This window comes from Mucilaginibacter sp. CSA2-8R, assembly GCF_038806765.1.
In the GTDB taxonomy this organism is placed as follows: domain Bacteria; phylum Bacteroidota; class Bacteroidia; order Sphingobacteriales; family Sphingobacteriaceae; genus Mucilaginibacter.
Map to the genome: position 1 here is coordinate 3,668,175 of NZ_CP152389.1, position 15,096 is coordinate 3,683,270.

Sequence of the window (15,096 nt, forward strand, 5' to 3'; positions counted from 1 at the left end):
TATTTTTGCATCCCGTACACATAGCATTGGTTTAGGCATTAGCTAAGGCCAGATTCATCATTATCATGACTAAATATATTTTTGTTACGGGCGGCGTTACCTCGTCGTTAGGAAAAGGTATCATCTCTGCTTCACTGGCCAAATTGCTGCAATCACGCGGCTACCGGGTGACTATCCAAAAATTTGATCCTTATATTAACATCGACCCGGGAACGTTAAATCCGTACGAACATGGTGAATGCTATGTAACCGAAGATGGCGCAGAAACCGACCTGGACTTAGGCCATTACGAGCGTTTCTTAAACACGCCTACTTCGCAGGCCAACAACATTACTACCGGCCGTATCTATCAAAATGTAATTAACCGCGAGCGCGAAGGTGCATTTTTAGGCAAAACCGTACAAGTGGTACCTCATATTACCGACGAGATTAAACGCAATTTTAAAATACTGGGCGAAAACGGTGATTTCGACATTGTGATTACTGAAATTGGTGGTACGGTAGGTGATATTGAATCGTTGCCCTTTGTTGAAGCGGTGCGCCAGTTTAGATGGGAAGCCGGGTCGAGCAACTCTTTAGTGATCCACTTAACGCTGGTTCCGTTTTTAGCTGCTGCCGGCGAGCTTAAAACCAAACCTACGCAGCACTCGGTAAAAATGCTGCTGGAGTATGGTATACAACCAGACATTCTGGTTTGCCGCACCGAGCATCATTTAAATGCCGACATACGTAAAAAGGTAGCACAGTTCTGTAATGTAAATATCAATGCCGTTATTGAGTCTATCGATGCCTCTACTATTTACGATGTGCCATTGTTGATGCTTAAAGAACAACTGGACAAAACGGTTTTAACCAAATTAAAGCTCCCTAATAAAAACGAACCTAACCTCGAAAACTGGAAAGACTTTTTAGGTCGCTTAAAAAACCCTACTGCCGAGGTTCGCATTGGCTTAGTGGGCAAATACGTGGAGTTACCAGATGCTTATAAATCAATTACTGAGGCTTTTATACACGCCGGTGCCAAAAACGAGTGTAAAGTTAAAGTTGAATATATTCACTCAGAGCAATTAACGCCCGAAAATGCTATTGAACGCCTACGCGGTTTACAAGGTGTGCTTGTAGCACCAGGCTTTGGCCAGCGCGGCTTTGAAGGCAAAATTGAGGCTATCCGCTACGTGCGCGAAAACAATATTCCTTTCTTTGGTATTTGCCTGGGCATGCAATGCGCCGTGGTAGAATTTGGTCGCCATGTATTGCACTTAGACGCCGCCAACAGTGTAGAGATGGATGGGCATACTACTTATCCGGTGATCAGCATGATGGAAGATCAGAAAAATGTGACCAACAAGGGCGGTACTATGCGTTTGGGCGCTTACCCCTGCGACCTTAAAAAAGGTAGCAAGGCCGCAGCCATTTATGGCAAGCCGCACATTACAGAACGCCACCGTCACCGTTATGAGTTTAACAACGATTACCTGAAACAGTATGAAGACGCCGGCATGATTCCGTCGGGCATTAACCCTGAGAATGGTTTAGTTGAGATTGTTGAACTCAAAAACCATCCGTTTTTTGTGGGTTCGCAATTTCACCCCGAATTAAAATCAACGGTTGCTAATCCTCACCCACTTTTTGTTAACTTTGTTGCTGCTTCGCTGGCTTATGCCCGCAAAAACTAATTAACTGCACTTACATAGATAATGGATAGAAATACCTTCACGGGCTTATTCCTGATCGCGGTGATCCTGATCGGCTCGTTCTTTTTAATGAAACCTTCTGAAGAGGAGGCAAAAAAAGCTCGTCAAATTGAGCATATCGACTCGCTGAAAAAAGCCGGTGCTCTTAAAAAAGCACCTGTCGTAGCAGTTAAAGATTCCGCAAAGACGCCGGTCGTTGATTCGGCTGCACTTAAAGCTCCTTTCGGCAGCTCAACCGTTGGCCAAGAACAACTGATTACCCTCGAAAATAAAGATATCCGGGTAAAATTGAGTAGCCGCGGCGGCCGGGTATACAGTGTAGAGCTTAAAAACTTCAAGACCTTTGATAAAAAGCCGCTAATTTTGTTTGATGGCAATAGCAACCAGTTTGGTTTACGCTTTACCGCAGGCAGTACAGTTATCAACACTAACGACCGCTATTTTACGCAATCACCCGCCACAACTAATACTGCCGGTACAGACAGCAGCGCCGTTACCATGCGCTTAAGTTACAGTCCTACCCAATACATTGACTACGTTTACACCCTGCCGGCTACTGGTTACAAGCTTGGCTTTACTATTAAAACCAATGGTTTAGACAATGTGGTAAGCAGCAAAGCACTAACGCTCAACTGGGCCGCAAGCTTACACAAGCAAGAAAAAGATTTAGCTCAGGAGCGTTTATATTCGACAGTTTATTATAAAACCACCGAGAATGATGTTGACTACTTGAAGCTAAACAAAGACGACAGCAAACAAGTTGCCGACGAAAAAATACAATGGATATCTTTTAAACAGCACTTTTTCTCGAACGTGCTGATTGCTAAACAAGGCTTTGATAAAGTAAACATTGCCGTAAGCACCGATGTCAACTCAGCAGATGTTAAGCAGATGAAAGCCGGCTTAACGCTGATTGATAACAATTCAGGCATTTACCCAATGGAGTTTTATTTTGGCCCTAACCGTTTCAGCACCCTGCAAAAACAAGGTTACAACCTGGAAAAACAAATTGATTTGGGCTGGGGACCGCTTAAATTCATCAACCGTTGGGCTGTAATTCCGGTATTTAACTTTTTACAGAACTTTAACTGGAACATGGGCTTTGTGATACTGGCCTTAACGGTGTTATTGAAACTGGTGCTATCGCCACTAACTTACAAATCATATCTCAGTATGGCCAAAATGAAAGTTTTGAAGCCGGAAATGGATGAGATTAAAACTAAAGTTGGCGAAGATAATCCTACCCTGTTACAGCAGGAATATATGAAACTGTACCGCAAAGCAGGTGTTAACCCATTGGGTGGTTGTTTACCATTATTGCTCCAAATGCCTATCATCTTTGCCTTTTTACGCTTCTTCCCAAGCTTATTTGAGCTGCGCGGCGAAAGCTTTTTATGGATGAAAGATTTATCAACTTATGATGCGGTAATTAATTTTGGCTTTAACGTTCCGTTTATAGGTAACCACTTAAGTGCGATGTGTTTGCTGATGACCATCTCTACCCTTATTTATACCTACTTTAACAACCAGGTATCAGGTGCTACCGGGCAGATGAAATATATTGGTTACATCAGCCCTATCATGTTCCTGGGCTTTTTGAACAGCTATCCCGCAGGTTTGAACTATTATTATTTCCTAGCCAACATGTTCACTTTCCTGCAGCAATACCTTATCCGTTTGTGGGTGGATGATAAAAAGATACATGCTCAGATCCAGGAGAACAAAAACAAGCCAGAAGATACTAAAAAGAAGAAATCTGGTTTCCAGGCTAAGATGGAAGAGATGATGCGTCAGCAACAGCAAGCGCAACAAACACAAGGTAAAAAGAAATAATTTTCCATAAATATAACAGAAAAGCCGCAGTTCATTTTGAGCTGCGGCTTTTCTGTTATAAAGTACTTTACTTATTTTATTTGCAGATGTGGCTATCCTTTGATTAACCGCTGAATTTCGTCCAACTTCATCAATGCCTCAACAGGTGTAAGAGTGTTCACATCCAGGTTGTTCAGCATATCGCGTATTTTTACTAGAACAGGATCGTCAATAGAGAACATCTGTAGTTGTAAAGCTTGCTTTTGCACTTTTTTAATACTCTCCTTAATATTTTCGCCACCTGTACGCTCAGCTTCCAGCTTTTTCAAAATTTCATTAGCACGGGTGAGCACCTTGTGCGGCATACCAGCCAGCTTAGCCACGTGTATACCAAAGCTATGCTCGCTGCCGCCTGGTACCAGCTTGCGTAAAAAGATGATTTGGTTACCCACCTCTTTAACGGTAACATTAAAATTTTTGACACGACCAAACATATTGGTGAGCTCATTTAACTCGTGGTAATGTGTTGCAAACAGCGTTTTTGCTTTAGCACTGGGATGGTTGTGCAAATACTCGGCAATGGCCCAGGCAATAGATATACCATCGTAAGTGCTGGTCCCACGTCCAATCTCGTCCAGCAATATCAAACTCCGGTTACTCAAATTATTTAGGATGCTGGCCGTTTCATTCATCTCCACCATAAAAGTAGACTCTCCCGACGATAAATTGTCCGACGCTCCTACTCTGGTAAACACCTTATCAACCAGACCAATAATGGCTTGCTTGGCGGGCACAAAGCACCCCATTTGCGCCAGCAACACAATAAGCCCGGTTTGCCTCAGCAAAGCCGATTTACCCGCCATGTTAGGGCCTGTAATGATGATGATTTGCTGGCTTTCTGAGTCAAGGTAAACATCGTTGGTAATATATTCCTCGCCCGGTGGCAGGTTCTTTTCAATAACCGGGTGACGGCCGCCTTTAATATCAATCAGTAAACCATCATTAATTTGCGGCTTTACATAGTAGTTTTTGATAGAAACCGTAGCAAAGTTGAGCAGCACGTCTAACCGGGCAATTAGTTGTGCGTTAAGCTGTATAGGCTTTATGTATTCGGTTAAGGCATAAAGCAAATCGTTATATAACTGTGTTTCTAAGGCCAGTATTTTTTCTTCGGCACCTAAAATCTGCTCTTCGTACTCTTTAAGTTCGGGGGTTATGTAGCGCTCGGCATTAACCAGCGTTTGCTTGCGTATCCAATCTGACGGTACCTTGTCCCTATGGGCGTGGGTAACCTCCAAATAATAGCCGAAAACGTTATTAAAGGCTACTTTAAGTGAGGGTATCCCGGTATGCTCTGCTTCGCGTTTCTGAATTTCGAGCAGGTAACCTTTACCACCAAAAGCAATCTTACGCAGGCGGTCAAGCTCTTCATGTATCCCCTCGGCCATTACCCCGCCCTTGACCAGCTGCACAGGAGGTTCTGCATGCAGTTCGCGTCCAATTTTCTCGCAGATGTAATCACAAGGGTTAAGTTGATTGCCAATAGCCATAAGCGCCTCACTGCCCCTGCCCTGCTCGGTACACATCATTTTGATATTGCCGATGGCTTGCAAAGCTTTACGCAACTGGCAAACTTCGCGTGGGTTAGCCTTTTGCAAACCGATTTTGCTGATGAGCCTTTCTAAGTCACCTACCTGGCGTATGCAGTTTTGAAAATCGTTGCGCAACTCTTCATGGTCTATGAGATGCTGTACCACATTTAGCCGGTCTTGTATAGGCTTCAGTTCTTTTAATGGCATTACTATCCACCGGCGCAACAGCCGCGCTCCCATAGGCGAACACGTATGATCAAGCACGTCTACTAACGTTACCGCATTTTCATTAGCCGAGCCAATAAGCTCAAGGTTGCGAATACTGAACCGGTCCAGCCACAAGTAACGATCCTCTTCAATACGACTGATCGCACTGATGTGTGTTAAATTGCGGTGCTCAGTTTCATTCAAATAATGCAATGCCACACCGGCGGCAACAATACCTAAATTTAATTTCTCGATACCAAACCCCTTGAGCGATTGAACACCAAAATGCTTGGTGAGAGTTTCATAAGGATAGTCGCCGCTATAAGCCCAGTCGTCAAGCATGTAGGTGTAATACCCATCGCCAAATTTTTCGGCAAAATCGCGTTTACAGCTTTTAGGGAAGATAATTTCGCTCGGACTGAACGACTGCAACAGCTTATCAATATAATCGGCATTGCCCTGGGCTGTTAAAAACTCGCCGGTAGATATATCAATAAAAGCGATACCTAAACTGCTTTTATCAAAATAAATAGAAGCCAGGTAATTGTTACTTTTTTGCTGCAGAATATTATCACTCACCGCCACACCCGGTGTAACCAATTCGGTTACGCCCCGCTTAACGATGGTTTTAGTCATTTTTGGATCTTCCAGCTGATCGCAGATGGCCACCCTCTGCCCTGCACGAACCAGCTTAGGCAAATACGTTTCGAGCGAATGATGCGGAAAACCGGCCAACTCAATATGCGTAGCAGCACCGTTAGCACGGCGGGTAAGTACAATGCCTAAAATACCAGCTGTTTTAACGGCATCTTCGCCAAAGGTTTCATAAAAATCGCCCACACGAAACAGCAGCAAAGCCCCCGGATATTTGGCTTTGATTTGATTATACTGCTGCATCAGCGGCGTTTCTTTGGTAGCGTTTTTGCCCAAGCGTCTAAAATTTAATAAACGGTAAAATTAACGCTTTGAACCCTACTAACGGCTCATTGTTGAAAATTTGTAAAATGCAGGCCCTTCGCCTCTGAAATTGAAAGGCCGGTACAATATTATTATTGCACCGGCCTTTTGTTAATCATATATTAACAGCTATACCTCAGTTTTTTAGGCCAATAATGTGCCCGGCATAATTAGTAAGAGACTCATTATTAACAAAAAAATCAATACTCAAAATAGATCGGAGATCGCCGCTAATATTGGGGTTTTGTATCTGTGTAAGATTACCGGTTGACGTAGTGGTATATTTGTAAACAAAGCCTTTATTGGTTGTTATGGTTACGTCGGTATTAGCAGGCAGCAAACCAAGAGCCTTAGTTTCTTTACTGTTTTCGACTACTGAAACAGACGGCGCCCCTGTGTCAAACAGGATTAGTGCAGGGGTGGAAGTAGCACCGTAAGTGATAGTTGCCGGTATATTTGGCGAATACCCTCCTACAGATGAGTTGGTAAGCGGGTGCATTACAAAACCGGACGTGGTAGCTAAATCATCCGGTACTAAACCGATGGTCAGTAAATTTTGTATAAAATCTCCCTTGATAGTAAATGCGCTGCTGAGCTTGGCCAGCTTGAACCCACTGGTAATACCTACTGGTAAAGTGAAGCCGTTAAGCGGACTTTCGATAGCTGCGTAACTGAACCCACTGCCATTACCGGGCCCTACCCCAAACACATCAGCCGAGTGTTGCGGCAACTGCTTACCCGTACCGTCTACAATTTTATAGTACAGAAAAAATGCTATTCTTTTGGTGGTTACAGAGCCAGCCGAGTTACCAATAGTAACAGGCGCATACGCCAAATTGCCATACTCTAAAGTACTTCCTGTTGCATCACCGTATGCATACCTTGCCGTTTTGTTAGTGATAGTTATCCCATTTACGCTTATGGAGTCGCCGGGGAATTGTATGCCATTTGCCGTGATCATGGACGCTGGTATCAATCCGTTAGCATCTATAGTGAGACCTGAAGACCCTGTATCAAAAATACCAAAATATGGAGTTGGCAGAGGTTGGCTACCAATTTGACTAATTGAAATGAAGATTCGCTTATTCGTATTATCAGTATATTGATACAAGCCAAGGGTAGCTAACGGCTTGGGTATAGGTACCGGATCTGTAGATCCACCTTTTTTACAAGCCATAAATAACGTTGCAATTAGGATAGCTAAAGTGTTGACCTTTAAATATGATGAGTAATTTAACTTCATGTAATTTGATACCAATTGATTTTTCCGCGATTCGCTATTGGAACTCTTCTTTATGATAACACTATAATCGACAGAAAGTTAAATAATTATCATAACATTTTATATAGTACATGAATAGATAACCATAACAGTTATACAACTACACTTCCTTAAGACCGATAGTTCAGTTAAAGTTTACTTGGCAATGCCCTACCATTTCGATCTTTATCCAACATTTTACTCGCACGTGTTGATTATAAGGGCTAAATGTGATGATTGCATAGAGCAAGACTCAACTCACAGATAAGTTTGACACTTTGGAGCAAGTGGGATTGTTCCCCAACAATTCCCCATATAGTGTAAGCAAATACCCGCTCATAAATGTACGCAGTGAGCACCCATTTCTTCTTGCAGGCAATTAAATTTTTTTTTTAGCAATAAACAGGTTTAAAAGGAACAAAAAATTGCGTTTTTCTTAAAAAAACAGCGCTTTTCTATGCATTATTAATCCACAATCTATTTTTCACGGGTAAATGCAATAAAATTTGGAATACATTTTGGACAGTGTTTAACTGAAAGTTATTTCGCCACGATTAAAAATTAGCGTAATACTTACAAAACAATTCAACCTGCAAAACACTTTATTACAACCAAAGAAAAACATTTAACCTCTACATCTATTAACAATGAAAATCGCTACCTATATTTCTTTATTATTAATATCATGCTCTACTGCCTCTTTTGGTCAGTCTGATAACGCTTATTCAAACCAGTATCAAACGCCGATGGTATCGAGCTTATCATCTGCCGGCCAAATGAATAGTACCGCACAAAGCCAAAATTCGTCTAAAAACAATGGCAATGGCAATAATGGAAATAACGGTAACAATGGCAATAACGGCAACAGTGGCGCTGGTTACGGTAATGGTGGACCTTACGATAGCAACTATGGCAGCCCAACCAACGGCAACAATGGTAATGGTCAAGGCCACGGTAATCCTAACGGCTATCAAGACGTACCTAACGGACCATGGAGCGACAATAACCCAAATAATCCGTCACATCCAGCCCACCCTTGTAATCCCAATAACAAAAATTTTCCAAATAACGGCTGTAACGTTCAGACGCCTAACGTTCCTATGAATGACCATATTGGCCTTTTAATGCTTGCCGGTGGTAGTGCCGCAATGTTAATGATGTATAAACGCAAACAGAAAGTTAATAGCATCAATGCTATTTAATAATTGAGTTTGTTAAGGCTATGAAACTTACAGTATCAACCGTTAAGCAACAGGTTTTAGAGGTTCCGAAACCATTAAGGGTATTTATCCTGCGTGCATTTCTATGCCTGTTAGCCTGGAACGTTGTTCATAACAAACTGCTGAGTGCTAACAATGACCTGGATGCCTTTTTTTCGAGCACACTGGCAGGCAGCACCAGCTTTTTACTTAACATATTTTCGATGCATCACGTATCAACATCGGGAATGGAAAACGGCTGGATTACGCTGTTCTTTAACAATAGCCCCATCCTTAACATATCTAATGCCTGCAACGGTTTAGATGTAACTGCGTTGTACATAGCTTTTATCTGTTGCATACCATCCAGCACTAAACGCATGGTGAGTTACATTATACCGGGCGTTGTTGGTCTTTTCGCTTTCAATGTGGTTCGTTGTATAATTTTATCCTTTTTAGGTTACCACCAATACAGTGGTTTCGAGTTTTTCCACCACTACGTTTTTACTACGCTGATTTATGGAATCATACTTTTTGTATGGATTTCCTACCTGAAAGCTTCTTTTACTCATGAAACTCAAAAAGCGTGAGATTCTATACTTCGTCATTTTAGTAATATTAACGCTTCTCTGTAAACAAACTATCGTAGAGGCATTGACAAATAAACTTGGCCTACAAGTGCATTTCAATGCAGAATATTTGAAGTTAGCCGGATTTGTGCTTAATGTTCTGACAGGTTACATTGGCCTCATCAAACATGAGGTTAAATGGATTAAAGTAGTTTGGCTGTCTGTTTACGGGATGCTTTTAATTATCATCGTCGCAAACCAGCTTACGCAATACGCCTTTAATTATTCGTGGGCCGAATTTGATTATGGTCTGTTTGTTTCACCTGTTTTCTATCTTGTTGCGTGCATTTTACCACGTTACGTAGCCCTGGAGAATGTTAACATGAATCGCCAAAAGGCAAAATAATTTTTATTAAAAATTATTTAAAAATAGTACAACTACGGGTTTTGCAGATTTGGTAACTTTGCGTCATGTTAGCCGCCACATTTCAATTACTGCCGATCTTTCAAAACAACCTGCGCACCAACCGCCAATATCTCTTTCATCGCAGGAGTAATTTACGTATTAATATTTACCCGTTAACAAGCCTTGTAGCTTTTGAGCCTAAACCCAATGAGCTGCAATATTATGCCCGTATGTTTAGCTGGTGGATTGCCTTTGAAACGGAAGGTTATAAGCAGCAGCCGCAGGCTTTAATACAAAAGGGTATAAAATGGTATGCCGCACTAAAAATGTGCCCTAACACCCCAATTACCCAATCCGCACCCGACGTTCAAAATATTGTTAGATAAAATCAGTTGTCCTTACAACTGTTATTTCAGGTGTAGTGCAAGCAGTACGTTAACCATTAATGCTGCCACAAACCAACAAAGCTGCTACAATTGTTTGTAATAGTTTAAAACTCTTATAACCCAACATTTCGTCGCGAAAGAATGACATAGCAACTATTTGTCAGATTTTTGACGAATGGCATGAAAGTGGTACATCCTTCATAAACTTAAAGCTATGGGCTTGGTTACGTTGCCAAAATTTAATATCAGAAAAGTTAAGTCAGACTTTAAAGACGGTTTTAAAAAGCTATCGTCGGATGGATTTAAAAATATTTTTAACGGTATTGATCAGTTAGGTATTAAGCAGGGTGTGGACCGCTTAGGTATCGATAAATTTATTACGCAATGTGCCTTACTGGCTGCCGGCTCGGGCGCAGTTACAGGTTTAGGCGGAATAACCACGCTGCTTATTGGTGTGCCTGTTGATTTTGTGAACCTGGTAACGCAACAATTTAGGGTAACGATGGCTATTGCTTATCATCAGACCGGCGATTACTCCATCAACTTTGAGGATCTATTTAAAATGGTAGCATCATCATTAAAAGTAGATACCGGCATGAGCATATCAAAAAACGTGATGGAACAGGTAGCCGAAAAATTATTGTTAAGTGTAGGTACTAAAACTGCCGAGCGCCTGGTTCCGTTGGTAGGTGCAGCAATTGGCGGTACAGTAAACTACTTGTTTATTAAGCGAGTTGCCACATCTTTATTGCCGCCAACCGGTAATAACAAACCCAAAGTTGCGGTGAGAGGCTGATAGTTATGGGCTGCTAACTTATCTGGTCTGCGATACGCACAGCAATATCCTAATTCCAAAAGGCTGTACATCATTGATAAAAAGATAATTGTGGCTCGAAAATATTTGATACTGCGGCGATAGCAGATCCTTAAACTCTACCCCTGCCTGTATCTCCATATGTACGCCTATATCTACCTGCTGCTCAGACTGGCTTACAGCAATAATGATTGAAGCATCCTGGGTTTCACGGCTAAAAACTAATTGCTCATTACTAACGTGTAACTGCTTGTAAATACCCTTTTGCAACACAGGTTGCTGATGCCGGATTGCAATCAATTGTTTTATAAAATGATACAAAGGCAAATTTGACACATCGGGAATAACATCTACCGCCGGGCGCAGCATAGTATCATCATGAGCACCTTTAATGGCTTCGATGCCCCATTCGCTGCCATAGTAAATTGCAGGTATGCCCGGCATGGTAAATAAAATGGCATGTAGCGGATAAATAGCCCTGACATCGTTTAATATACTGGCAATGCGGGTAGTATCATGGTTGTCGGCAAAGTTATAAAGAAACAAATCCTGGTATACTCCATGGTGCCCAAACTGCCGGTTTAGCGAGTGGGCAATTTCAAAATAATTTTTGTCGTTGTGGCTGGAGTATAAGCCTTTGTAAGCTTCATAATTGGTCGTAGAATCGAGCATGTTGGTATTAGCCCATTCCCGGTAATCGCCTTCAATAACCTCCCCCATCAGCCAAAATTCAGACTTCCGGTTACGGCAAAATACTGATAGAGCTGCCAGAAAGTCTTTGTCCATTATCTCGGCTACGTCAAGCCGCAGCCCATCAATGTTAAATTCATCCATCCAAAACGCAACCACATGCAATAAGTAATTTATCACTTCCGGATTACGGAGGTTGAGCTTAACCAGGTTATACGCATCAAACCACCCCTCATAGTAAAACTTATCGCCATAAGTGCTGTGCCGGGTGAAATCTACACCGACAAACCAGTCTTTGTAAATTGATGCATCACCATAGAGTTGCAGATCTTTAAACGGCGGGAAATTACGGCCTACATGATTAAATACTGTATCTACCACCAGCTTAATACCATGATGATGTAGATTTTGGCTTAAGTTTTTAAGGGTTTGGTTTGTACCTAACCTTCGGTCAACCAGGTAATAGTCGGCGGTATCATAACCGTGAAAGTCAGATTCGAAAACAGGGCCTAAGTACAGGGCGTTACATCCTAATTGTTTGATGTGCGGTATCCAGTCGTTCAGCACGGCCATGCGTTCAACCGGGTCACTTTTAAAGTCGTTAGCCATAGGTGCCCCTACCAACCCCAGGGGGTAGATATGGTAAAATACGGCATCGCTCGTCCATGATGGCACTTCTCTTTGCATGTGTACGGTTATTCGATTAGCTAAAAATTTGCAACAAATAAGCAACGCCTTCTTATTGCTTATAACATGATAATAATTTTGATTTACTTTTTTAAATAAGGCTGTATTACATTTTCCCAAATAATATAGCCTTCAGGTTTCATATGCAGGCGATCTCCCACAAATAGCTCGGGCCTCGATTTACCGTTTTTAAGCATTGGTGTAAACACGTCAGCATACTTTGTGTTTGGCTGCGTTGCCAGAAAGCTCCTGATCAACGCATTGGCCTGTGCACATTTTTGTTGAAACTGATCTCTGGATGGGCTGGGTTTCATAGAAATGTATACGACAGGCACATCAGGTAGTTTGCTCCTTATTGTTTTAAAAAGCATTACCGTTTTTTGCAAAATAGTGTCAGCAGTTTCATTGGCGTTAGGCAAATCATTTTCGCCAACATAAAGCACAATTTGCCGCGGCTGGTAAGCAAAAATCAAATCGTTGGCAAAATAAGTGATATCGTCTATCACAGCACCGCCAATGCCCCGGTTAAGTACTTGATAAGATCCAAAGGCAACCTGTAAATGCGTCCATTTACGAATGGATGAACTACCTACAAACAGGATAGCATTGGGCTGCGTTTCGTATATCTTATCGTAATTTTTAATGGTGTTTACCTCCTCGGCAAAGCGGTGGCCGGTTTGTGCCAGGCAGTAGCCACAAATAAAAAGACTGGCAACAAATAATAAGATATTTTTCATGGTAAATGTTATTGGTTTATACAGGCTTAGGTATTGCAAACATATCAAATTTGCAAACATTTAAATTGTATATATGATAAGGCTTTGTAACATCCTCACCTTAAATAGTATATTGCATTTTAAATTTTGATGCTAATTTAGCAATACGATGAATTTACCTGCCGAAACCTGTTTCTCTGCATTTCAAAAATCCTCTACCGGCATCATCGTAAAACATCAGCTCTCAGTAGGTTTTACTGTGGTAACAGTGACCGATTTGTTTGAAGAACTGACCGGGTTGAAGCGTTCCGAGTTAATTAACCAATCCATATTTACTTGCTTTAAACATCACAACACCTTATACAAATTACTGGGTCTTCATTCAGACGTCCTCCAAAATGCAGTAAATACCGAAGCTGATATAGTGATACCGGCCGCACCGTACGGGTTTGTAGAAAAGTCGACAGGAAAGTTGAACTTTTTTTGGTGGCAAACCACTTACCAAAAGTTAAGCTCCCCTAATGCCAGCGAGCAATATATCCTTATCAGCCTTAAAAAAGCAAGCGCGCCTGATGAAGCAACTGGTGCAAACGACACTTATGAACATTTTAAAGGGTTGTTTGAGTTGGCTCCTACACTGGCATGCGTACTACATGGTAGCGAGTTGCGAATACAAAGGATGAATCAGCGATTATCAGACCTGATAGGCGAAACCTTATTAAATGTGCAGAATGAACCCATCAGCAAATTTGTTAAGGACAAGGCCTTTGGTAGTTTAATAAACAACGCGAAAAAAACGTATCAATCCGGTAAAACTTTCCAAAGTTCTGGTGAGCGTTTTTTGGTAAATCGGGGAGGCAACCGACAGGAGCTTTTTTTTGACTGCATTTTTGAACCGGTGAGGAATCAGAACGGAAATGTAACAGCCGTAATATTCATCGGCCATGAGGTATCACACTACGTTGCCGCATTAGATCAGGTACAAGCTCACGAAAAACAGCTTGAACTGATTTTTGATAATGTAAAAGACGTGCTGTATATGATTGAGGTTGAACCTGGTTTTAATTTCAAGTTTATTGCGGTAAATAACTCCTTTACAGAAGTTACCGGATTGCCTCAAGAATTGATTGTAGGTAAGTATCTGCATGAAGTCATCCCGCCTGAATCAATTGATTTGGTGAGGGGCAACTATATCACAGCCATCCGCGAGCATAAAACCATGCACTGGAAAGAGGTATCGCAATACCCCACAGGTCAAAAAACGGGCTTAGTGACCATTACGCCGGTGTTTGATAAAAACGGCGAATGCACTAAAATGATTGGCTCGGTACATGACATTACCGACCAAACGCGGCACGAGACAGATATGCAGCACAGTCAGCAAGAACTACAGCGTGTAATAAACGACCTGATGGCCCGTAACCGGGCACTCGAGCATTTTACCTACGTAATATCACATCACTTAAGAGCACCAGCTGCTAACATTATTGGGCTGGTTAATCTGTTTAAATTAGGTGATTTAAACGATGACGGCCTCACCGAAATCATTAACGGATTATTGATTTCATCAGAAGCGCTGGACACTGTGATACACGACCTGAATGATATTTTAAATTTGCGCGAACGTAACATGGAACAGCAAACTGTGGTGCGTTTAAACGATATCATCAATAACCTTAAAGTAAGTTTACATGATACATTGATTAAAGAAAAGGCTACCATTAATTTAGATTGTGAAAGGCTTGATCATATTTACACTGTCGAATCTTATTTATACAGTATTTTTTACAACCTGATCTCTAACAGTATAAAATTCAGGAAACGCCATGAGCCTCCCCAAATCAACATCAGATGCTACGACGATGGAGAAAATCACATCCTGATTTTTAAAGATAATGGCAAGGGACTGGACTTAGAAAAATTTGGCCGGGATTTGTTTGGGCTTTACAACAAATTTGATAACAGTGTATCGGGCAAAGGCATCGGCTTATACCTCGTAAAAACCCAGGTAGAAGGTATGGGCGGCACTGTAACTGCAAGTAGTCAACCGCTTGAAGGAATGGAGATCATCGTTACATTGCCCCACTCCTATCAAACGTAAACATT

Annotated in this window: 12 protein-coding genes; 8 read left to right on the forward strand and 4 right to left on the reverse strand. The window is 41.7% G+C overall.

The window, feature by feature from the left end:
- Positions 1-65 precede the first annotated feature (65 nt).
- The gene (locus AAGR14_RS15890) at positions 66-1,676 is read left to right on the forward strand and encodes a CTP synthase (RefSeq protein WP_342645222.1); all 1,611 of its coding nucleotides are present in this window, start codon (positions 66-68) and stop codon (positions 1,674-1,676) included.
- A 21-nt stretch (positions 1,677-1,697) separates the two neighbouring features.
- Entirely contained in the window at positions 1,698-3,527 is a 1,830-nt protein-coding gene (gene yidC, locus AAGR14_RS15895) for a membrane protein insertase YidC (protein ID WP_342645223.1), read from the forward strand.
- Positions 3,528-3,619: 92 nt separating this feature from the next.
- On the opposite strand, the gene mutS is transcribed toward yidC, so the two are convergent.
- Entirely contained in the window at positions 3,620-6,235 is a 2,616-nt protein-coding gene (mutS, locus tag AAGR14_RS15900) for a DNA mismatch repair protein MutS (protein ID WP_342645224.1), read from the reverse strand.
- A gap of 163 nt (positions 6,236-6,398) precedes the next feature.
- The gene (locus AAGR14_RS15905) at positions 6,399-7,439 is read right to left on the reverse strand and encodes a hypothetical protein (RefSeq protein WP_342645225.1); all 1,041 of its coding nucleotides are present in this window, start codon (positions 7,437-7,439) and stop codon (positions 6,399-6,401) included.
- A 731-nt stretch (positions 7,440-8,170) separates the two neighbouring features.
- On the opposite strand from AAGR14_RS15905, the gene AAGR14_RS15910 reads away from it, so the two are divergent.
- From AAGR14_RS15910 to AAGR14_RS15930, 5 genes are all read left to right on the forward strand, one after another.
- Positions 8,171-8,725, forward strand: a complete 555-nt coding sequence (locus tag AAGR14_RS15910) for a hypothetical protein (protein ID WP_342645226.1) — start codon at positions 8,171-8,173, stop codon at positions 8,723-8,725.
- A 20-nt stretch (positions 8,726-8,745) separates the two neighbouring features.
- Complete coding sequence (locus tag AAGR14_RS15915; protein ID WP_342645227.1) at positions 8,746-9,312, forward strand: archaeosortase/exosortase family protein; 567 nt, start codon at positions 8,746-8,748, stop codon at positions 9,310-9,312.
- Positions 9,293-9,697: a hypothetical protein gene (locus AAGR14_RS15920; protein WP_342645228.1), complete on the forward strand. Its 405-nt coding sequence runs from the start codon at positions 9,293-9,295 to the stop codon at positions 9,695-9,697. The genes AAGR14_RS15915 and AAGR14_RS15920 overlap by 20 nt, the downstream gene beginning before the upstream one ends.
- Positions 9,698-9,762: 65 nt before the next feature.
- Positions 9,763-10,083, forward strand: coding sequence for a hypothetical protein (locus AAGR14_RS15925; RefSeq protein ID WP_342645229.1), 321 nt, complete (start codon positions 9,763-9,765; stop codon positions 10,081-10,083).
- Between the two features lie 214 nt (positions 10,084-10,297).
- A complete protein-coding gene (locus tag AAGR14_RS15930) occupies positions 10,298-10,879 on the forward strand; it encodes a hypothetical protein (protein ID WP_342645230.1) in 582 nt (193 codons plus the stop codon).
- An 18-nt stretch (positions 10,880-10,897) separates the two neighbouring features.
- On the opposite strand, the gene AAGR14_RS15935 is transcribed toward AAGR14_RS15930, so the two are convergent.
- Positions 10,898-12,274 (reverse strand): alpha-amylase family glycosyl hydrolase, encoded by a 1,377-nt coding sequence (locus AAGR14_RS15935; RefSeq protein ID WP_342645231.1) that lies wholly within the window; start codon positions 12,272-12,274, stop codon positions 10,898-10,900.
- Positions 12,275-12,357: 83 nt separating this feature from the next.
- Positions 12,358-13,011 (reverse strand): GDSL-type esterase/lipase family protein, encoded by a 654-nt coding sequence (locus AAGR14_RS15940; RefSeq protein WP_342645232.1) that lies wholly within the window; start codon positions 13,009-13,011, stop codon positions 12,358-12,360.
- Between the two features lie 148 nt (positions 13,012-13,159).
- Here AAGR14_RS15940 and AAGR14_RS15945 point away from each other — a divergent pair, with 148 nt between their 5' ends.
- Positions 13,160-15,091, forward strand: coding sequence for a PAS domain S-box protein (locus AAGR14_RS15945; protein ID WP_342645233.1), 1,932 nt, complete (start codon positions 13,160-13,162; stop codon positions 15,089-15,091).
- Positions 15,092-15,096: the final 5 nt, after the last annotated feature.